The following is a 20405-nucleotide window of genomic DNA, read 5'->3' on the forward strand; positions in this document are numbered from 1 at the left end:
CCAGGGGGCTTTTTTTTGGTCTGTCGCAAGGGGGTTAGTAGCCAGCGATGTGTTCGCGGTAATGCAGGACCAACTGTCTTGCTCAATTGCTTAATGCTCGCGCGATCCCGGTGGGAGCCGCGCTTGCCTGGGCGCTCGATCTCACAGGCCCCATACAACCAACGCCAGGCTCAAGCGTGCATCAAACCTCGAATGCAGCCTCCTCGGCTTCAACTCCAATACCCTGCAGCAATTCGGCCAGATCCTCAATCAGCCGCACATCCTGCATCAGGTCGAAATGGTCACGGTCGATGTTGAAGTGCCGCAATGCGCTGCCGTAGTGCCCATCGATGCCCGACCGAGCTGCCGCTTCACGCCCCGCCGCCCACCAGCACGTGGGCTTCACCCGAGTGTCTGGCAGCCCCTTCATGGCCATGGCTACCCGATCCAGTTGCAGCGTAGTGCGCACCAAGGCAACCCGCTCGGCAATGGCGAGGTTGACCAGCATCGGTGCCGACAGGTTGCCCAGTAAGGCCGCCATTGGCTCACCGAACAGTAGTCGCTCATCCTGTTCTGGCCCCTGCCATCCACTGCACAGCGCCCGGCTGGCGCCCTCATCGGCGCCCAGCGCCAGCAGCAGGTTCAGCAAGCGCTCAGCCCACGGCTGTTGCTGATCGGCCTGGGGCAGATAGCTGTCCAGCAGCCCGACGAAAGCCACCACCTGCCCCTGCGCCTCCAGCTCACGCGCCACTTGCAGCGCCAAGGCGCCACCCAGCGACCAGCCGAGCAGGCAGTACGGCCCCTGCGGCTGCACGGCGCGGATGTAATCGCAGTAGTCGGCGGCCATGGACTCCACGGTCGAATCGACCCAGGTTGCATTGAACAGCATCCGGCACTGGATGCCGTGTACCGCCCACTGCGGCTGCAGGCGCCTGGCCAACGGCAGGTAGTCGAACACCGAGCCATGCACGCCATGCAGACAGAACAGCGGTGTGGCGCCTTGCTCCGGGGTGTTCAGCAATAGCATCGGGCTGTGGCTTGCAGTGCTTTGCAGGCGCTCGACCAACTCACCGATACGCGGCATGGTCATCAGGTCACGCAGGCTCATGCTGAAGCCGTCCAGCGCAGCCACGCGCACCCGGCGCACCAGCTCCATGGCCAGCAACGAATTGCCGCCCAGTTCGAAGAAGCTGTCATCGAGCCCGACCTCTTCCACATCCAGCAGCTCGCCCCAGAGCTTCGCCAGGCTCAGTTCCAGCGGCGTGACCGGTGCCCGGTAATGCTCGGAACGGTCCAGCACGGGGGCTGGCAAGGCATGCCGGTCGAGCTTGCCGTTGGGGTTCAAGGGCATGGTCGACAGTACCAGCAGGTGCGCGGGCACCATGTACTCCGGCAAGGCCTGGCGCAGCCGGGCCAGTACCTGGCCACGCAATGCGGCATCCCACTGCAACCCCGGCGCCAGCACCAGGTAAGCCACCAAGCGCGAACCACGCCCTTCGCCTGCCACGGCGACCACCGCTTCACGCACTTCCTCCATGCCCATCAGGCACGATTCCACCTCACCCAATTCGATGCGGAAACCGCGTACCTTGACCTGGTGATCGACCCGGCCAAGGTACTCGACCACGCCGTCACGGCGCAGGCGCACCAGGTCGCCCGTCCGGTAGAGGCGGCCACCTGGCGGGCCGAACGGGTCGGCGACGAAACGCTCGGCGGTCAGGCCTGGGCGTTGGTAATAACCACGCGCCAGCCCTTCACCGCCGATATACAGTTCGCCGGGCACGCCTGCGGGCAACAGCTGCAGGTCGCTGCCCAGCACATAGGCCGAACGGGCGCCGACAGGCGTGCCCACCGGCATGTACTGCGCATCGAAACCGCTGCCCAGGTGGACCGCCCACAGCAGCGGCGTGATCACGGTCTCGGTCGGGCCATAGCCATTGATGATGCGCGGCGTGCGCAGCACCTGCTGGATCTGCTCGAAGGTGGCCCGGCTGGTACCTTCGCCGCCCACGGTGTAGGAACGGATGGGCAAGTCGGCCCCCGCCTCGCCCAGGTGCTCGGCCAGTTGTTGCAGGTAGCTTGGGGTGAAGCAGGTGATGGTGATGCCATGCTCGGCAATCTCGCGCGCACTGCGCTCGACATCCCAGGCATCGTTGTCGCGCAGCATCAGCATCGAGCCGGAAACCAGCGGCACCAGCCAGCGCTCGTGGGCGCCGTCGAAGTTGATCGAGGCGAACTGCAGCTCGCGGTCTTCGGGGGTCATGCCGTAGCGCTCGGCAATGGCCAGGCAGTGCATGGCCAGCGGGCCATGGGTGACCGCCACGCCCTTTGGCCGGCCGGTGGAGCCAGAGGTGTAGATCAGATAGGCCAGGTTGTCCGCCGCCACCGGGTAGTGGGCATCGTGTGCCGGGTAGCCTTGCAGCTCGGCGCCATCAGCGCTGACCGGCAACACCTCGACGCTAGCCGGTAGCGGTAGCACGGCCAGCAGATGCGGCTGGGCCAGCACCAGGGCAACGCCGCTGTCCTCGATCATGTAGCTCAGCCGCTCACGCGGGTGGGTCGGGTCCAGTGGCACGTAGGCGCCACCGGCCTTGAGCACGGCCAGCAAGGCAACCAGCATCTCGACGGAACGCTCGAGCGCGATCCCCACGCGTACCTCAGGGCCTACGCCCGCCTCGTGCAGGCGCGCCGCCAACCGGTTGGCCCACTGGTTGAGCTGCTGGTAATCGAGCTGCCTGCCCGCCACGACCAGGGCCGGGGCAGTCGGGCGCAGCTGGGCCTGTTGCTGGATCAGGCCATGCACAGTACGCATTTCGGCCGGCTGGCCGAGGCCGGGGTTCAAGTCCTGAAGCTGCCAATTGCGCTCGTCTTCGCCGAGCATGCACAACTCGGCGATCGGCTTGCCAGGCTCGGCACTCATGCGCCACAACAGGTTCTGCCAGTGCGCGAACATCTTCTCGGCGGTAGCGCCATCGAACAGGTCGCTGGCGTAGCTCAGGCTCGCGCTGAGCTGGCCGCCATGCTCCCGGGTGTCCAGCGCCAGGTCGAACTTGGCGCGCGAAGTCGGGGCCGGCAGCAAGGTCAGCGACAGACCGGCAAGCGCCGAGGTGCCCAGGCCATCACCCAGCACCTGGTGGTTGAACATGACCTGGAACAGTGGGTTGTGGCTGAGGTCGCGGTGCGCCACCAGGCTATCGACCAGCGCTTCGAACGGCAGGTCCTGGTTGGCCTGGGCGGCAAGCAGGGTGGTGCGTGTGTGCTGCAGCAGCTGCGCGGTGCTCAGGCCATCTTCGAGGCGGCCGCGCAGCACCAGGGTGTTGACGAAGAAACCGGTCAGTGGCTCCACCTCCGGCCGGTTGCGCCCCGCCGACGGCATGCCCACGCAAACATCGCTCTGGCCGCTGTAGCGGCGCAGCAGCAGCTGGAACGACGCCAGCAGCACCATCGACAAGGTGCAGCCGTGCGCCTGTGCCAGGGCGACCAGCCGCTGGCGCAACGGCTCGTCCAGCGTGCCGCTCACTGCCTGGCCACGATGGCTGGGTACGGCAGGGCGTGGCCGGTCGGTGGGCAGTTCCAACACCGCTGGGGCATTGCTCAATTGCTCGGTCCAGTAAGCCAGCTGCCGCGGCCCCTCACCCGCTTCGAGCAACTGGCGCTGCCAGGCGGCGAAGTCGGCGTACTGGATGGGGAGTGCCGGGAGGTGGGCCTGGCGGCCTTCGCAGGCAGCCTGATAGAGCTGGATCAGCTCCTCGATCATGACCTGCATCGACCAGCCATCGGAGACGATGTGGTGCTGGGTCATCACCAGCACCCGGTCCGCCGCGCCGATTTCCAGCAGCAGCACCCGCAGCAACGGGCCACGCTGCAGGTCGAAGGGGCGCACCACTTCACGGCTCACCGCCTCGGCACTGGCCTGGTCGTCGGCACCCGGCAAGGCCAGATGCTCGATCACCACCGGGCCTGCAGCGTGGATACGCTGCAGTGGCTCGCCTTCGCTTGCTTCGAAGGTGGTGCGCAGCGGCGGGTGCCGCGCTACCAGCGCGTCGAAACTGCTCTGCAGGGCGGCAAGGTCGAGTGTGCCTTCCAGGCGCAGCGCTGCCGGCATGTTGTAGGCGGCACTCTGTGGGTCCAGCTGCCAGAGGAACCACTGGCGCTGCTGGGCATGGGAAAGGCGTGGCACATCAGCTTCGGCCAGCGCCACGATGGGCAGCCGGCCCGGGTCGATGCCTTTCTCCAGCAGGCGCTTGAACAGGGCCACGCGCTTGTCGTGAGCCAGCCCGCTGATCCGCTGGACCAGCTCATTGCCCTGTTGGGTCCCTTGCTTAAACATCCAGTGCCTCCAGTTCGTCGAGGGCGTCGAAGATCGCGTCGTAGTCGTGTTGCGCCGGGCTGGCGTTGCCTGCCACCAGGGTGGCCAGGGCGCCGAGGTTGTCGGCCAGGTAGGCGTCCTGCATCGCCAGCTCGATGGCGAACTCGGTCTTGATCCGCGAGACCAGGCGCACCAACAGCAGCGAATGCCCGCCCAGTTCGAAGAAGTTGTCGTTGAGGCCGACCCGCTCGACCTTGAGCACCTCCTGCCAGAGGGCGGCCAGGCGCTGCTCCAGTTCGCTTTGCGGCGCCGCGTATTCGCTGCGTGACTGGCCCAGCTCAGGCTTGGGTAGCGCCTTGCGGTCGAGCTTGCCGTTGGGCGACAGCGGCATGTGCTCAAGCAACACCCACTGGCTCGGCACCATGTAGTCCGGCAGCACCGCCGCCAGGTGTGCCTTGATTGCCGCCAGGCTGTCGGCCTGTTCGGCGACCAGGTACGCCACCAGTTGCCCTTCGGCAGCCACCACCACCGCCTCGCGCACGCTGTCCTGTTCCTGCAGGCGTGCTTCGATCTCGCCCAGTTCGATGCGCAGGCCGCGGATCTTCACCTGGTGGTCGATACGCCCGGCATACTCGATCACCCCGTCCTCGCGCTGACGCGCCAGGTCGCCGGTGCGGTACAGCCGCTGGCCAGTGCCAAACGGGCTGGTGACGAAGCGCTCGGCAGTCAGCGATGGGCGACGGTGGTAACCACGGGCCAGGCCGATGCCGCCCAGGTACAGTTCGCCGGTCACGCCAGGGCTGACCGGGTTCAGTTCGCCGTCCAGCACGTAGGTCTGCAGGTTGGCGATCGGCTGGCCGATCGGCACCGCGTCCTTGCCTTCCTCGACGCAGGTCCAGTGGGTGACGTCGATGGCCGCCTCGGTCGGGCCGTACAGGTTGTACAGGCCGCTCTGCGGCAGCAGCGCCAGGGTCTGGCGTTGCAGTTCCACCGGCAGTGCTTCGCCGGAGCAGATGATGCGCTGCAGCGAAGTGCAGCGGGCGGCGCTTTCGTCGCCGACGAAGGCTTGCAGCATCGACGGCACGAAGTGCAGCGTGCTGATCTGCTCGCGGGTGATCAGCTCGGCCAGGCGCGCTGGGTCGCGGTGATCACCAGGCCGTGCCATGACCAGGCGTGCGCCCTCCATCAGCGGCCAGAAGAATTCCCACACCGACACGTCGAAGCTGAATGGCGTTTTCTGCAGCACGCTGTCAGTGGCGGTGAGCTGATACGCCTCCTGCATCCAGGCCAGGCGGTTGTGCAAGGCGATATGGCGGTTGCCTGCGCCCTTCGGCTTGCCGGTGGAGCCGGAGGTGTAGATGACGTAGGCGAGGTTTTCCGGGTGCAGTTCTACAGCCGGGTTGTGCGCCTCCAGCGCGCTCCAGGCCTCGGCCCGGTCCAGATCGAGCACCGCCAGCCCGGCAGGGATCGGCAGGCCTCCGCGCAGGTGCGACTGGGTCAGCAGCAAGGTGATGCCGCTGTCCTCGAACATGTAGGCCAGGCGGTCCTGCGGGTAGTCCGGGTCCAGCGGCACATAGGCGCCACCAGCCTTGAGGATCGCCAGCAGGCCGACGACCATTTCCACCGAGCGCTCGGCGGCGATGCCCACCAGCACGTCCGGGCCGACGCCCTGACTGCGCAGATGCGCGGCGAGGCGGTTGGCCTCGGCATTGAGTTCGGCATAGCTCAAGGTGCGGTCGGCGAAGGTCAGTGCCGGTGCTTGCGGTTGGCGGGCTGCCTGCTGTTCGAAAAGCTGGTGCACATAAGGCGTGCCTGGGTAGTCCCGTGCTGTGGCATTCCAACCCTTCACGATTCGCGAGTGAGCCTCTGCGTCGACCAACCCGAAGCTGCCCAGCAAGGCGTGCGGCGCACTGGCGAAGCCTTGCAGCAGATGGCGCAACTCGGCCGCCATTTGCTGCACCTGTGCATGGTCGAAGACCTGGCGCTGGTAGGCGAAGGTCAGCTGCATCTGATCCCGCGCTTCGGCAATCAGGGTCAGCGGATAGCCGCTGTATTCCTGATACTCCAGGCCAGACAGACGCAGCCCGGCACTGCTGTCCGACAGGCTCTGGGCCAGCGGATAGTTCTCGAACACCAGCAGGCTGTCGAACAATGCCTCGCCCTGGCGCCCGGCCGCTGCCTGGATAGCATACAGCGGCAGGTACTCGTACTCGCGCAGGCGCAGGTTGAGCGCCTGCACCTCACGCACCCAGTCGGCAACCGGCATCTGCCCTTGCGGCTCGGCGGCCACTGGCAGGGTGTTGATGAACAGGCCCAGTTGCTGCTCGATCCCCGGCAACTCCGCCGGTCGCCCGGACACGGTGGCGCCGAAGCAGGGCCGAGGCTGGCCAGTACGACGCTGCAACAGCAGCGCCCAGGCGGCCTGCAGCACGCTGTTGAGGGTGACTTGCTGGGCCTGCGCGAAGTGCTTCAAAGCCTCGCTCAATGCCTCGCCCAGCTCCAGTACCACCGCGCCCTGCCCGGATTCTTTGGCATCGCGTGTACCACCGAGCAGTGTCGGGCCGTCCAGGTCGAGCAGTTGGGCTTTCCAGAAGGCCTCGGCAGCGGCGCGATCCTGCTGCTGCAACCAGCCCAGATAGTCGCTGCGCGTCGCTGGCGCCAATGCGGCAGGCTGCCCTGAATAGGCTTGCATCACGGCGGCGAACAGCAACGAATTGCTCCAGCCGTCCATCAGGATATGGTGGCTGGTGTAGATCAGGTGATGGCGCTGCGGCCCGGTGCGCACCAGTACCAGGCGCAGCAACGGCGCCTGGCCAAGGTCGAAGGCACGGGCCTGCTCGGCCTGCGCCAGCGCTTCGAGGCGGGCGTCGATATCGGCCTCGCCGGCCCAGTCGAAGCGCTCGACCGGCAGCTGGACGTGGCGCAGTACCACCTGGCGTGGCGCTTCCAGGCCCTGCTCCCAGACAAACCCGGCACGCAGCGATTCGTGCTGGTCCAGCGCCTGCTGCCAGGCCTGGATGAAGCGCTCGGGGTCGAGGTCGTCGAGGTCCAGGCGCAGGCGGTTGACGTAGCTGCTGGCCTGGCCGTCGTACAGGCTGTGGAACAGCATGCCTTCCTGCATCGGTGCCAGCGGGTAGATGTTCTCGACCTGGCGCAGGTCGACCGGCAGCGCATCCAGCTGCGGCTGGGTCAGGCCGGCCAGCGGGAAGTCAGCCGGGGTGGCGCCGCCGGCCTGGCTGTCGAGGCAATGTTCGACCAACGCGGCCAGTTCACGGGCGTAGTCGTCGGCCAGGCCGGCGATTGCCGGCTCATCAAACATCGCTTCGCTGAAGGTAAAGCCCAATTCGAGTTCGCCGCCCAGCACCTGGCCGTTGACGCTCAGCCAGTTGCCCAGTGGCGCATCGGCCGCCTGGGTGGCGCCAACACTTTCCGCGGCAGGTGCGAACAGCCGGTCTTCGCCGAAGCCCTGGTCGAACTGGCCCAGGTAGTTGAAGGTCACCCGCGCTTGCGGCAACGCTTGCAACGCCGCCTGCTGCGCCGGGCTGCCGAGGTAACGCAGCACGCCATGGCCGATGCCGCGCCCGGGTACGCCACGCAACTGTTCCTTGATGGCCTTGAGCGAGCCGGCCAGGCCGTCGGTCGGGGTCAGTGCCACCGGGAACAGGCTGGTGAACCAACCCACGGTGCGGCTCAGGTCCACGCCGTCGAACAGGTCCTCACGGCCGTGGCCTTCCAGCTGGACCAGCGCACTGCCCTGCCCGGTCCAGCGGCACAGCACCCGCGCCAGGGCGGTCAGCAGCAGGTCGTTGACTTGCGTGCGGTAGGCCGCTGGCGCATGCTGCAGCAGGTTTTGCGTGGTGGCGCCATCCAGCCGGCAGCGCACGGTGCGGGCGTGGCGCACCTGCAGCCCGGCGTCGCGGCGTGCCGCCGGCAGGTCGCCGGTCTGCCCCGCGAGGGTCGCTTGCCAGTAGGCCAGCTCTGCATCACGGTCAGCCGCCTGGGCCCAGCCCACCAGGCGCTCGGCCCAGGCCTTGAATGCCGTGCTCTTCTCCGCCAGCGCGGGTGCACGCCCGACCAGCAGCGCGACACAGGCCTGCTCCAGGTCTTCCAGCAGCACCCGCCAGGACACACCGTCGACCACCAGGTGATGAATCACCAGCAGCAGGCGCTGCCCACCCTCGGCAAGGTCACACAGCACGGCGCGCAGCAGCGGCCCTTGCGCGAGATCGAGACTGCCCTGAGCCTCTTCGGCGATGGCCTGCAGTTGCGCGGTATCGGCCGCCTGGCGATGCCAGAGCATTCCGCCTGGCACGCCCGCACGGTGCTCGGCATGCCAGCTGCCATCCACCTTGTTGAAGGCCAGGCGCAGTGCGTCGTGCTGGTTGACCAGCAGCGCCAGGGCCTGTTCGACGATGTTCGCCGTCAGCGCCTGGCGTGGCTGCAGCATGACCGCCTGGTTGTAGTGCCCAGGCTGGTTCAGGGCCAGCTCGAAGAAGCGCGCCTGCACCGGCAGCAGCGCCATGGCACCGCTGACCTGCGCAACCGCAGCAGGCTTGGCCGCTACAGGGGCCACTTTGGCGACCTGGGCCAGCTGGGCGATGGTCTGCTTCTCGAACAGCTGGCGCGGGCTCAGCTTGATGCCCTGGCGCTTGGCGCGGGCGATGATCTGCAGGCTGAGGATAGAGTCCCCACCCAGTTCGAAGAAGTTGTCTTCGACGCCGATGTCGTCACGCTTGAGCACCGCTTGCCAGATGGCCAGCAGCTGCTCCTCCAGCGGTGTGCTGGCGGCAACATGGCGCTTGAGTTGCACCTGCGGCTGCGGCAGTGCGCGACGGTCGAGCTTGCCGTTGGCGGTCAGTGGTAGGCGCTCCAGCAACAGCAAATGAGCGGGTACCAGGTAGTCCGGCAGCAGCGCCTGCAACTGCTCGCGCAGGGCCTCGACGCTCAGCTGGGGGTTGCCCGGCACGCACCAGCCGACCAGTTGCAGCTGCGCGGCGTCATCCCCTTGCGGGACGGCCAGCACCACCGCGTCATGCACGCCCGCCAGGCCACGCAGCACACGGCCGACCTCCCCTGGTTCGACACGATAACCCCGGATCTTCACCTGGTCGTCGGCACGCCCGAGGAAGTGCAGCAAGCCTGCGTTGTCGCGCTGCACGCGGTCACCGCTGCGGTACAGGCGCGTGCCCGGCGCGCCAAACGGGTCGGGCACGAAACGTTCGGCGGTCAGTGCCGCCTGGCCCAGATAACCTTGCGCCAGGCTCTCGCCGCCAATGTACAGCTCGCCAGCGACACGCGCGGACAGCACGTTGAGCACATCGTCCAGCACCCGCACGCTGACACCTGGCAGCGCTGCGCCCAGGGGTATGGTGTGCGGCGCTTCACCTTGCAGTTCGTGGGTCAGCACGCCGACCGTGGTTTCGCTGGGGCCGTAGTGGTTGATGAAACGGCAGCCGGGCTTGAGCTCGCGCACTTTCTGGTACAGCGCGGGTGAACAGGCCTCACCGCCGACGATCAGCGCATGCTCGGGCAGCACGTCGGCGGCATTGGCTGCCTGCAGCAGGCCGTTGAGGTGGCTGGGGACGATCTTCAGCACCCCGATGCGCTGCTCAGCCATGTAGGCGGCAAACGCATCCGGGTCGAAGCCCAGCGCCTCTGGCAACACATGCAGGGTGCGCCCGGAGCACAGGGCGCCGAACAGCACCGTGTGGCCTAGGTCGGCGGCGATGGTGGACACTAGCGCCATGCTCGCGTCTGCGGCCAGGTCCAGGCGTTGCAGCAGGCCATCGACATAGCTGGCCAGCGCGCCATGGCTGACCACCACACCCTTCGGTTGGCCGGTGGAGCCGGAGGTATGGATCACGTAGGCCGGTGCACCTGCCAGTGTCCCGGCTTCTGGCGCATCACCCGGCAACGAGGCCCAGCGCTCTGGTGCATAGGGCTGTACCTGGCAACCAGACGCTGCCAACGCCTGCTGGCGCAGCTCAGCAGCATCACACAGCAGTACCTGCGCGCCGCTGCGCTGCAGCATGCCTTGCAGGCGCTCGGTCGGCGCCTTGATGTCCAGCGGCATGTACACGCCACCGGCCTTGAGAATGCCCAGCAGGCACACCAGCCAATCCAGCGAGCGCTCCATCAGCACCGCGACCGGAGCACCCGTGGTTACGCCCAGATCACGCAGCTGATGGGCCAGGCGATTGGCCTGGCTGTCCAGTTCGGCATGACTGAGCCGCTGCCCCGCACAGGCCGCCGCGACGCCGTCGGGCTGACGGCGCACCTGCTCGTCCCAGCGCTGCAGGACCAGAGCCGGTTGCTCCCGGTGGCTGCCACCCTCTGCGGCAGACGCCTTGACCAGGGTATGCAGTGGCGCGTCTGGCGCAGCCAGCAAGGTCTCGAACAGCTCACGCAGCGCAGCGATGAATCCTTCGATGGTGGAACGCTGGTAGAGATCGCTGGCGTAAGTCATCTCGCCGTGCACCAGGCTGCCGTCGTCGGTGATGTCCAGGGCGAGGTCGAAGTGGGTGCCTTCCTTGCGCAGCGGATACTCGCTGACGGCCAGCCCCGGCAGTTGCAGCGCGGTCTGCTTCTGCACGCCGACGTTCTGGTTGAACTTGGCCTGGAACAACGGGTTGTGGCCAAGGCTGCGCTCGGGCGCAAGCACTTCCACCAGTTGCTCGAACGGCAGCTCCTGATTGGCCTGGGCGGCGAAGGTCGCCTCGCGCACCCGCACCAGCAGTTCACTCAGCGACAGGCGCTCGTCGACCACGCAGCGCAGCACCTGGGTGTTGACGAAGAAGCCGATCAGCCCCTCTACCTCTTCGCGCCCACGGTTGGCGTTGGGCACGCCGATGCGAATGTCGCGCTGGCCGGAATGGCGCGAGAGGAACAACGCGTAGCCGGTCAGCATCAGCATGAACAGCGTCACACCCTGGGCCCGGGCAACATCGCGCAGGCGCTGCGACAGCGGCCCGCCGAAGTCGAACTTGAGGGTCTCGCCCTGCAAGCTCTGCACGGGCGGGCGCGGGAAATCGGCCGCCACCTCGAGCAACGGGTGTTCGTCGCCCAGCTGCTCGCGCCAGTGCTGCAACTGCCGCTCACCCTCGCCTGCCTCCAGCCAGCGGCGCTGCCACACGGCATAGTCGGCATACTGCAACGGCAACGCTGGCAGGCCTTGGGCGCCGGCCTGGTAGCACTGGACGAACTCGCGGACCATCACGTCCATCGACCAACCGTCGCAGACGATGTGGTGCATGCACACCACCAGCACGTGTTCATCCTGGCCCTGGCGGAACAGGCTGGCCCGCAGCAGCGGGCCATTGAGCAGGTCGAACGGGCGAGCGACTTCGTCTTCCACCTGGCGGGCCAGCTCGGCCTCGTCGGCCGTGCCAAGGTCGACCTGCCGCAGGGCCAGGGGCTCGGCCGCGAGCACCCGTTGCAGTGGCTGTTCGCCGTCGACCTGGAACACGGTCCGCAGCGCTTCGTGGCGTTCGATCAGGGCGTCGAAGGCACCTTGCAGACGGCTTTGGTCCAGTTCGCCGCGCAGGCGCAGGCCGGCGGCCATGTTGTAGGCGGCGCTCTGCGGGTCGAGCTGCCAGAGGAACAGCAGGCGCTGCTGGGCATAGGACAGTGGAATGGCCTCAAGGCCATGGCGGCTGACCGGGATCGGCAGCAGGCCGAAGTCCTTGCCATCCTGGCGCAGCTTGGCGAGGAACTGGCGGCGTTGTTCGAGCGGCAAGCCGATGAACTTCTCGGCGATACGCAGCGTAGTGTTGCGGGTCATGCTCAAACCTCCTCCAGTGAATTCATGAACGCTTCCATGTCGGCCCAGTCCTCGTCCGCGGTGCCGCCCAGGGCCTGCAGCTCCTCAGCCAGGGCGGCCAGGTGCGGGCGTTCGAACAGGCTGCGCATGGGCAGCGCGACGCCCAGTTCGGACTTGACCCGGGCAATGACCTGAGCCGCCAGCAGCGAGTGCCCGCCCAGGTCGAAGAAGCTGTCGTCGAGGCCGACGCGGGGTACCTGCAGAACCTCCATCCAGATCGCCGCCAGCTGCTGTTCCTGCTCGCTGACCGGCGCACGGAAGCTGGCCTGCAACTGGCTCGGGTCGGGTGCAGGCAAGGCCTTGCGGTCGAGCTTGCCGCTGGGGGTCAGCGGCAGCTTTTCCAGCAGCACCAGGTGCGAGGGGACCATGTAGTCCGGCAGCGTCGCGCGCAGGCCCTCGCGGATCGCCTGGCGCTGTGCTTCGGCACTGGCGCCATCCACTTCGGTGACCACATAGGCCACCAGTTGCCGCCCGCCGGCCATGTCCAGGGCCAGCACCGCCGCCTCGCGCACACCAGGGCATTGCTGCAGGCGCATCTCGATTTCGCCAAGCTCGATGCGGAAGCCGCGCACCTTCACCTGATGGTCGACGCGGCCGATGTATTCGATGGCGCCACTGGCGTCGAAGCGGGCGCGGTCGCCGGTGCGATAGAGGCGCTCGCCAGGGACTTCGGGGTCGGGCAGGAAGCGTTCGGCGCTGAGCGCGGGCTGGCCGTGATAACCGCGCGCCAGGCCGGGCCCACCGATGTACAGCTCGCCGATGGCACCGGCCGGCACTGCCTGCATCTCGCCATCGAGAATGCACAGGCGGCGGCCCGCCAGGCCCTGGCCAATGGGGATGCCGCGCCAGGACACATCCTGCGATGCCAGCGCCGTGCAGTCGTGGATGCTGGACACCACCGTGGCCTCGGTCGGGCCATAGGTGTTGAGCAGGCGCACGCCACCCAGGCCGGCGCGGCGCCACAGATCGAGGCCGTCCACCGCCATGGCTTCACCGCCGACATGCACCTGGCGCAGTGCGGCAAACGCCGGTGGCGTGTCGCGCGCGTAGTCCTGCACCAGCATGTGCCAGTAGGCGGCCGGCAGGTCGGCGACCGTGATGCCGTGCTGCTCCAGTGCCTGCAGGAAGCTGGCGCTGTCCCACAGGCGGCTGTCGCGCAACACCACACGGGCACCGACGCACAGCGGTGGGTAGAACTGCTCGACGAAACCGTCGAAGCTGCAGGTGGCGAACTGCAGCACGCGATCATCCGCGGTCAGGCGCGAATAGTCGGTTGCCAGTTCGCAGAACTCGGCCAGCGCACCATGGCTGATGGCGACGCCTTTGGGGCGGCCGGTGGAACCGGAGGTGTAGATCACGTAGGCCAGGTTGCCGGGCTGCAGCGATACCTGCGGGGCATGCTCAGGCTGCTCGCCCTGGGCCTGGTCCAGGCACAGGACCTCGATACCCTCAGCCTCTGGTAGCTGGCTCAGCAGGTTCGATTGAGTCAGCAGCAGGCGCAGGCCGCTGTCGGCGAACACCTGGGCGATGCGTTCACTGGGCGCCTGCGGGTCAAGCGGCACATAGGCGCCGCCGGCCTTGAGCACCGCCAGCAAGGCGACCCCCATGTCCAACGAGCGCTCCAGCGCCACACCGACCAGCACCTCGGGGCCGACACCCGACTGCGCCAGGCGCTGGGCCAGGCGGTTGCTGCGGCGCTCCAGCTCGGCGTAGCTCAGGCTGGCCCCCTGCCCTTCGCCGGCCAGCACCAGCGCGACCGCCTCGGGCGTGCGTGCTGCCTGGGCCTGGAAGCGCTGATGGGCCAGTGCCGAGGCCTGCGGGGCGGCGGCACGCAGCGCCCAATGCTGCAACTGGCGGGTTTCTGCAACCTCGAGCAATGGCAGCTCGCCGATCCGGCGCTGTGGGTCGGCCAGCGCGCTGCGCAGCAGGTTGCGCCAGTGGCCGGCCATGCGCTCGACGGTGGCGGCGTCGAACAAATCGGTGGCGTAGGTGAAGGCGGCCAGCAAGCGTTCGCCTTCCTCGCGGGTTTCCAGCATCAGGTCACTGGCAGCGGCATGGCTGCGGGCGCCGGCCACGCTCTGTTCGGCGTCCAGGTGCGCCAGCTGCAGGCCGCAACCCAGGCGCATGCCCTGGATGTCGGTGACCAGCGGCTGGTGGTTGTACATGACCTGGAACAGCGCGTTGTGGCTCTGGCTGCGGCTGGGCTGCAGCGCCTCCAGCAGCGCATCGAACGGCAGTTCCTGGTGAGCCTGGGCGCCGAGGGCGGTCTGGCGCAGCGCTGCCAGCAACTGCTCGAAGGTCTGGCGCCCATCCAGCTGGCTGCGCAGCACCTGGGTATTGACGAAGAAGCCGATCAGGCCCTCGACCTCACCGCGGTTGCGGTTGGCAATCAGGCCACCGACGCGGATATCGCCCTGGCCGCTGTAGCGGTACAACAGGGTCTTGAAGGCCGCCAGCAGCACCACGAACAAGGTCGTGCCCTGACGCTGGGCCAGCGCCTTCAGGCCGCTGCGCAGCTCGGCGTCGATGGCGAACTCCAGGCGCGCTCCGGCATGGCTCGGCTGAGCCGGGCGTGGGCGGTCAGTGGGCAATTCCAATGGCTCATGCTCTTCGCCCAGCTGGGCGCGCCAGTAGTCGAGCTGGCGGGCCTGCTCACCGGCTTCCATCCAGCTGCGTTGCCACAAGGCGTAATCGCGGTAGTGCACGGCCAGCGCCGGTAACGGGGCCTGGTTGCCAGCGCTGCGGGCGTCCACGCAGCGCATGAACTCTTCGATGAGGATGTTCATCGACCAGCCATCGGCAATGATGTGGTGCATGGTCAGCAGCAGCACATGCTCATCCGCCGCCAGTTGCAGCAGCGCCACCCGCAGCAGCGGGCCCTGCTGCAGGTCGAATGGCTGGCCGGCTTCGCGGGCGACTTCTTCTCGGGTCCGCTGCAGACGCTGGCCCGCCTCCAGGCCGGACAGATCGACATGGCGCACCTGCACCTGCGCACCGTCACCGACACGCTGCAACGCCTGGCCGTCGACCTCCTCGAAGGTAGTGCGCAGGCACTCGTGGCGCTGCACCAGATCGGCAAAGGCCAGGTCCAGCGCCTGGCGATTAAGGCTGCCGAGCAGGCGCACGGCCCCTGGTAGGTTGTAGGCAGCGCTGCCCGGCTCCAGCTGCCAGAGGAACCACATGCGCTGCTGGGCATAGGAGAGCTGGTCGCGGCCGGCGATGCCGCTGCAGTCGGGGATGGGGTAACTGGTGAAATCGACCTGCTCGTCGCGCAGGGCGGCGAAGAAGACACGGCGTTTTTCCAGCGGCAGTTCAATGAAGCGGCGCGCCAGCTTCAGGGATTGATCGAGGGTGCTCATAGGTCGTCCGAACCGGTGATGGGAGCCGCCCTGGGCTCCGCGATACCTGTTGAACGAATGGTTCCGGCTTGCATTTAGGCGCTGATTGCAAAACCCGCCCCGCCGGTTTTACGGCAGCGTACCGGCACGCCCGAAGACGAACCGGCCACCGCTGCAGTGCTGCGCGGCTCAGCCCGCGCCGTGCCCTTCGGCCATGGCCACGATGACCTTGCGCTTGCCGGTGAAGGTGCTGCGGGCGTGGGCGGCGAGCATGTTGTCGAGCATCAGCACGTCGCCTTCCTGCCAGGGGAAGGCGATGGTGCATTCATCCAGCACGCAGCGTACTTCGTCGAGAATCGAGTCTTCGATGGGCGAACCGTCACCGTAGTAGACGTTGCGTGGCAGGTCTTCCTCGTCGACGATTTCCAGCAGGCTCTCGCGCACTTCGGGCGGCAGGTTGGACACATGGAACAGGTGCGCCTGGTTGAACCACACATCCTCGCCAGTACGTGGGTGGCGGGCCACAGCCTGGCAGACCTGGCGGGTGCGCAGTTCGCCGTCGTCCTTCCAGTCGCAGGTGATCGCATGGCGCTGGCAGTAGGCTTCCACCACTGCCGGGTCGTCACTGTTGAACACCTGCTCCCAAGGCACATCCAGGCCATTGCCGAAGTTGCGCACGTACATCAGCCCATGGCGGTTGAAGCGTTCGTGGATGCGCGGGTCGATTCGGCGGAACACCTCGCGGCTGTCAGCGATTGGCGTTTCCCCCCCGCTCTCGGCGGCGATCATGCTGTAGAACCAGATCTTCATCGGCCATTCACGGGTGTAGGCCTGTTCGCTATGCAGCGGGATCTTCTGGTGCGGCGGGTACTCGGTGGAGGTGTACACGCCCTGGGTGACATTGCTGCGCGGGGTAGAGCCGAACTCGTAATTGAGCAGCGGGTGGCCGAAGCCGCTGGCGAAGCTGCGGAAGGCCTCGGCGCCGCCCACCTCGAAACCGCGAAAAAGGATGCCTCCGGCGTCGAGCAAGTGGCGGTCCACCAACGCGCGGATCGGCTCCAGCGCCTCGTTGAGGTCCAGGCCAGCGTGAGGCGCCTCGACCAGCAAGGGCAGGCTACGCTGGCCTGGCAGCAGGGGCCGGGCCAGCAGTTCCAGTATGGCGCTCATGGTTTCCCCCTGGCGGCAACTGGCCGCAGCGGGTTGAGCAGCAATTGATTGGCAACAGGCAGCGCCTGGCTGGCCTTGAAGCAGGTGGCGGCAAGCATCCTTCGACCCTCGATGAAATGACAGCAAGCTCCGGATCGGGCGCGCGCAGCGCACGTCGGCCTTGTGCAAAGGAAACGAGGGGCAGAGGGAGGGATTTAGCGTGGATGGCGTCCCCGGCAGGAATCGAACCTGCACCAGAGTCTTAGGAGGACCCCGTTCTATCCATTAAACTACAGGGACTGAAACCCGCCGGCGATCTTGCTGATCTGAATGCAGCAATAGCGGGACGGCGAGCATGTTAACCAGCGCGCCACCGTTTGTCATGCCTGAATCGGGCTTTTTGCACGTAAGGGTTTTCTGAGAGCCGCTCAGGCAATCAACTTTTCCTGACGCAGCAGATCGAGCAAAGCCGCAACTGCCGTTGCCAAGTCACCTGAATTGTCGAGGTAGTGTACGGACGGCCCGGCCTCCAGCTGCAGCAGGGCATTGCGCGCCAGGCGCTGGTCGACTTGCTCCGGGGTTTCCCGCCCGCGGGCAAGCAAGCGTTCACGCAGTACCTCAGGTTGCACTTCCAGGCACACGGCCAAAAGATCAGGGTAGCGCGCCTGCGCTTCAGGCAAATAAGCCCGCGAACCATTGACCAACACCGAGTGCCCTTGCGCCAGCCACTGATCCACCTGGGCTGGAATCCCGTACTCCAGGCCATTGGCCCGCCAGTGCATGGCGAACGCGTCCTCCTCGCGCATTTGTGCGAAGCGCTCCGCGCTTACGCCATGGGCTGCTTCACCCTTGGCCTCGGCGGAACGCGTGATGACGCGACGGGCAATTTCCACCCCTGCGGCAGACAATTGCGCACGAGATGCATCGATCAGGGAATCTTTTCCCGAACCGGACGGTCCTACCAGAAATATCAGGCGGCCTGAGGCTCCATCTTGGGCGCTTGCGTCATGTTGCATAGCCACTATGCTCTATGGAAGGAAACCCGCGCATTCTAGGTGTTTTCTGTGTCCTTTGCTGCGTTTTACAGGTTTTTGACGGCAAAAGGCTGACGGTGCGAAGGGCTGGATAATGCAAAACTTTTCAAACCAGTGCTCATTTCTGATAATTGGTACTGGCAAAAAGCCTTTATCCGGCTCACTATTTGTCACAGAATTGACGCCAAGGAATCGGCGACCATGAGGCAAGATGACCATCCAAATTTTCATGACGGTTGAACATTTTGTCGTCGCCACGGTCGTACTTCCACCCCGTGCGGCCAATTTGAGAACCGCTTCCCCTGAACCAGTAAATCCGGTCAATTTATATGCGCCCAATGAAACAGGCTATTTATTCGAGCCGCACCGCTGACAAGTTCGTCGTCCGCCTGCCAGACGGGATGCGTGAGCGCATTGCCGAGGTAGCGCGCAACCATCACCGCAGCATGAACTCCGAGATCATCGCGCGCCTGGAGCAGAGCCTTATCCAGGAAGGTGCGCTGGGCGACGAGCTGAGCATGCGCCTGGACAGCCCGGAGCTGTCGCTGCACGAGCGCGAGCTCCTGCAACGCTTCCGCCAGCTGTCGCACCGCCAGCAGAATGCGCTGGTGGCCCTCATCGCTCACGATGTGGAAATGGCCGCCGACGCCTCCTGAGGCCGGCAGCAAGCAGACACGAAAAAGCCAGCGTAAGCTGGCTTTTTTCGTTGTGCCTGTCCTGGGCTTTGCGCTGCATTTGTGGGAACCGCGCCAGCTACGTGTCAGAGCAGGAACAGCGTAGCCAGGCCCAGGAAGATGAAGAAGCCGCCACTGTCGGTAACGGCGGTAATCATCACGCTCGAGCCCATGGCCGGGTCGCGCCCCAGGCGCGTCAGGGTCATCGGAATCAACACGCCCATGAATGCCGCCAGCAACAGGTTCAGTGTCATCGCTGCGGTCATCACCACGCCCAGTGACCAGCTGCCATAGAGCCAGAACGCCACCGCGCCGATCACCCCGCCCCAGACCAGGCCATTGAGCAGCCCCACCGCCAGCTCCTTGCGCATCAGCCGGCTGGTATTGCCCGGCGATACCTGGTCAAGCGCCATGGCGCGAACGATCATGGTGATGGTCTGGTTGCCCGAGTTGCCGCCAATACCGGCAACGATGGGCATCAACGCAGCCAGCGCCACCAGCTTCTCGATCGAGCCTTCGAACAGGCCGATCACCCGCGAGGCGACGAAGGCGGTAATCAGGTTGATGGCCAGCCATGCCCAGCGGTTGCGCAGCGAGCGCCAGACCGAGGCGAAGATGTCTTCCTCCTCGCGCAGACCGGCCATGTTGAGGACTTCGCTTTCGCTCTCCTCACGGATCAGGTCAACCATCTCGTCGATGGTCAGACGGCCGATCAGGCGATCGCTCTTGTCCACCACCGGCGCCGAAACCAGGTCATAACGCTCAAAGGCTTGAGCGGCGTCGTAGGCATCTTCCTCAGGATGGAAAGACACGGGGTCGGTCGCCATGACCTCCGCCACTTTCTTCTCTGGGTCGTTGACCAGCAGGCGCTTGATCGGCAGCACGCCCTTGAGAATGCCTTCATAGTCGACCACGAACAGCTTGTCGGTATGGTTGGGCAGCTCTTTCAGGCGGCGCAGGTAACGCAGTACCACTTCCAGGCTGACGTCTTCACGGATGGTGACCATCTCGAAGTCCATCAGCGCACCGACCTGCTCCTCGTCATAGCTCAGTGCCGAGCGCACACGCTCGCGCTGCTGGGCATCGAGGGTCTCCATCAGCTCGTGCACGACATCGCGTGGCAGCTCTGGCGCCAGGTCGGCCAGTTCGTCGGCATCCATTTCCTTGGCGGCAGCCAGGATCTCGTGATCGTCCATGTCGGCGATCAGCGATTGGCGAACAGAGTCGGAAACTTCGAGGAGAATGTCGCCGTCGCGATCCGAGCGCACCAGCTGCCAGACCGTCAGGCGGTCCTGCAGGGGCAAGGCTTCGAGGATATAGGCGACGTCGGCAGGGTGCAGGTCGTCCAGCTTGCGCTGCAGGTCGACCAGGTTCTGGCGGTGGACAAGGTTTTCCACCAGGTCATTGTGCTGACCTTCCTGACGGTGGGTCAGGTCTTCTACCACACGTTGGCGCTGCAGCAGTTCGACCACCTGGGCCAGGCGATCCTGCAGGCTTTCTTGAGCTTTCTTTACTTCTACTTCAGTCATAGGCGAACTCCACTCCCAGCAGCGGAGCACGCCGGGAGAATCAATCAGTCAGATCTAGCTGTATGAATCTTGTTAAGGAGTAACTACTGGGTAAGTCCATGGTGGTTTTCCACAAGCCCCGGCGGGGCTGACGGGCGCAATCATACACTGCCTAAGCTGTCAGATCGCTTAAAATTTTGGCCAGAACAATCGTTTGCGAGATAAAGCTAGGACAACGCTCGAAGCCATCAGTGCGACGGCAGGCGCGCAGTAAAAAACACATTCACCGCGCAAAAGCCTGTCGGGCTGGTTACTGTGCAGTCTAGTCAGACATCACTGACAAAGCAGTGAAACAGAAAACAAAAAGCCCGCTCAATTGAGCGGGCTTCTTGATTGTGTGGCGGACTCAGCAGGATTCGAACCTGCGACCGCTCGGTTCGTAGCCGAGTACTCTATCCAGCTGAGCTATGAGTCCGTGGTGGTAGTTTTAGACCAGATTACCACTGGTGGGTGAAGCGACTTTGCAAGCAGAGCCACTTCAAAAGTGGCGGACTCAGCAGGATTCGAACCTGCGACCGCTCGGTTCGTAGCCGAGTAC

8 protein-coding genes and 3 tRNA genes (1 of these 11 only partly in view) are annotated in these 20405 nt (G+C 65.8%); 2 read left to right on the plus strand and 9 right to left on the minus strand.

Annotation, left to right across the window (positions count from 1 at the left end):
- Positions 1–181 precede the first annotated feature (181 nt).
- From J7573_RS12765 to phnN, 6 genes are all read right to left on the minus strand, one after another.
- Positions 182–4309, minus strand: a complete 4128-nt coding sequence (locus J7573_RS12765) for a non-ribosomal peptide synthetase (RefSeq protein ID WP_294335268.1) — start codon at positions 4307–4309, stop codon at positions 182–184.
- Entirely contained in the window at positions 4302–12068 is a 7767-nt protein-coding gene (locus J7573_RS12770; protein ID WP_294335269.1) for a non-ribosomal peptide synthetase, read from the minus strand. Before J7573_RS12770 ends, J7573_RS12765 begins: the two co-directional genes overlap by 8 nt.
- A 2-nt stretch (positions 12069–12070) precedes the next feature.
- A complete protein-coding gene (locus J7573_RS12775) occupies positions 12071–15466 on the minus strand; it encodes an amino acid adenylation domain-containing protein (RefSeq protein ID WP_294335270.1) in 3396 nt (1131 codons plus the stop codon).
- A gap of 168 nt (positions 15467–15634) precedes the next feature.
- Entirely contained in the window at positions 15635–16612 is a 978-nt protein-coding gene (locus J7573_RS12780; protein ID WP_294335271.1) for a TauD/TfdA family dioxygenase, read from the minus strand.
- Positions 16613–16816: 204 nt separating this feature from the next.
- Positions 16817–16891, minus strand: a tRNA-Arg gene (locus tag J7573_RS12785).
- A gap of 128 nt (positions 16892–17019) precedes the next feature.
- Positions 17020–17607: a phosphonate metabolism protein/1,5-bisphosphokinase (PRPP-forming) PhnN gene (gene phnN, locus J7573_RS12790; RefSeq protein WP_294335272.1), complete on the minus strand. Its 588-nt coding sequence runs from the start codon at positions 17605–17607 to the stop codon at positions 17020–17022.
- Between the two features lie 229 nt (positions 17608–17836).
- On the opposite strand from phnN, the gene J7573_RS12795 reads away from it, so the two are divergent.
- Both J7573_RS12795 and J7573_RS12800 read left to right on the plus strand, forming a co-directional pair.
- Positions 17837–17998: a hypothetical protein gene (locus J7573_RS12795; RefSeq protein ID WP_163985918.1), complete on the plus strand. Its 162-nt coding sequence runs from the start codon at positions 17837–17839 to the stop codon at positions 17996–17998.
- Positions 17955–18281: an Arc family DNA-binding protein gene (locus tag J7573_RS12800; protein WP_003254499.1), complete on the plus strand. Its 327-nt coding sequence runs from the start codon at positions 17955–17957 to the stop codon at positions 18279–18281. The genes J7573_RS12795 and J7573_RS12800 overlap by 44 nt, the downstream gene beginning before the upstream one ends.
- 104 nt (positions 18282–18385) lie before the next feature.
- Here the strand turns inward: J7573_RS12800 and mgtE are convergent, their stop codons facing one another.
- The 3 genes from mgtE to J7573_RS12815 all read right to left on the minus strand — a co-directional run.
- A complete protein-coding gene (gene mgtE / locus J7573_RS12805; RefSeq protein ID WP_294335300.1) occupies positions 18386–19828 on the minus strand; it encodes a magnesium transporter in 1443 nt (480 codons plus the stop codon).
- Positions 19829–20205: 377 nt separating this feature from the next.
- Positions 20206–20282: transfer RNA gene (locus J7573_RS12810), tRNA-Arg, on the minus strand.
- Between the two features lie 70 nt (positions 20283–20352).
- Positions 20353–20405, minus strand: a tRNA-Arg gene (locus J7573_RS12815) (it continues 101 nt past the right edge of the window).

The organism is Pseudomonas sp., from assembly GCF_017744435.1.
GTDB lineage: Bacteria > Pseudomonadota > Gammaproteobacteria > Pseudomonadales > Pseudomonadaceae > Aquipseudomonas.

Coding starts and splice junctions, on each gene's coding strand:
- J7573_RS12780 (WP_294335271.1), bottom strand. CDS start 16,612: ATGAGCGCCATACTGGAACTGCTGGCCCGGCCCCTGCTGCCAGGCCAG.
- phnN (WP_294335272.1), bottom strand. CDS start 17,607: ATGCAACATGACGCAAGCGCCCAAGATGGAGCCTCAGGCCGCCTGATA.
- J7573_RS12775 (WP_294335270.1), bottom strand. CDS start 15,466: ATGAGCACCCTCGATCAATCCCTGAAGCTGGCGCGCCGCTTCATTGAA.
- mgtE (WP_294335300.1), bottom strand. CDS start 19,828: ATGACTGAAGTAGAAGTAAAGAAAGCTCAAGAAAGCCTGCAGGATCGC.
- J7573_RS12795 (WP_163985918.1), top strand. CDS start 17,837: ATGACCATCCAAATTTTCATGACGGTTGAACATTTTGTCGTCGCCACG.
- J7573_RS12800 (WP_003254499.1), top strand. CDS start 17,955: ATGCGCCCAATGAAACAGGCTATTTATTCGAGCCGCACCGCTGACAAG.
- J7573_RS12770 (WP_294335269.1), bottom strand. CDS start 12,068: ATGACCCGCAACACTACGCTGCGTATCGCCGAGAAGTTCATCGGCTTG.
- J7573_RS12765 (WP_294335268.1), bottom strand. CDS start 4,309: ATGTTTAAGCAAGGGACCCAACAGGGCAATGAGCTGGTCCAGCGGATC.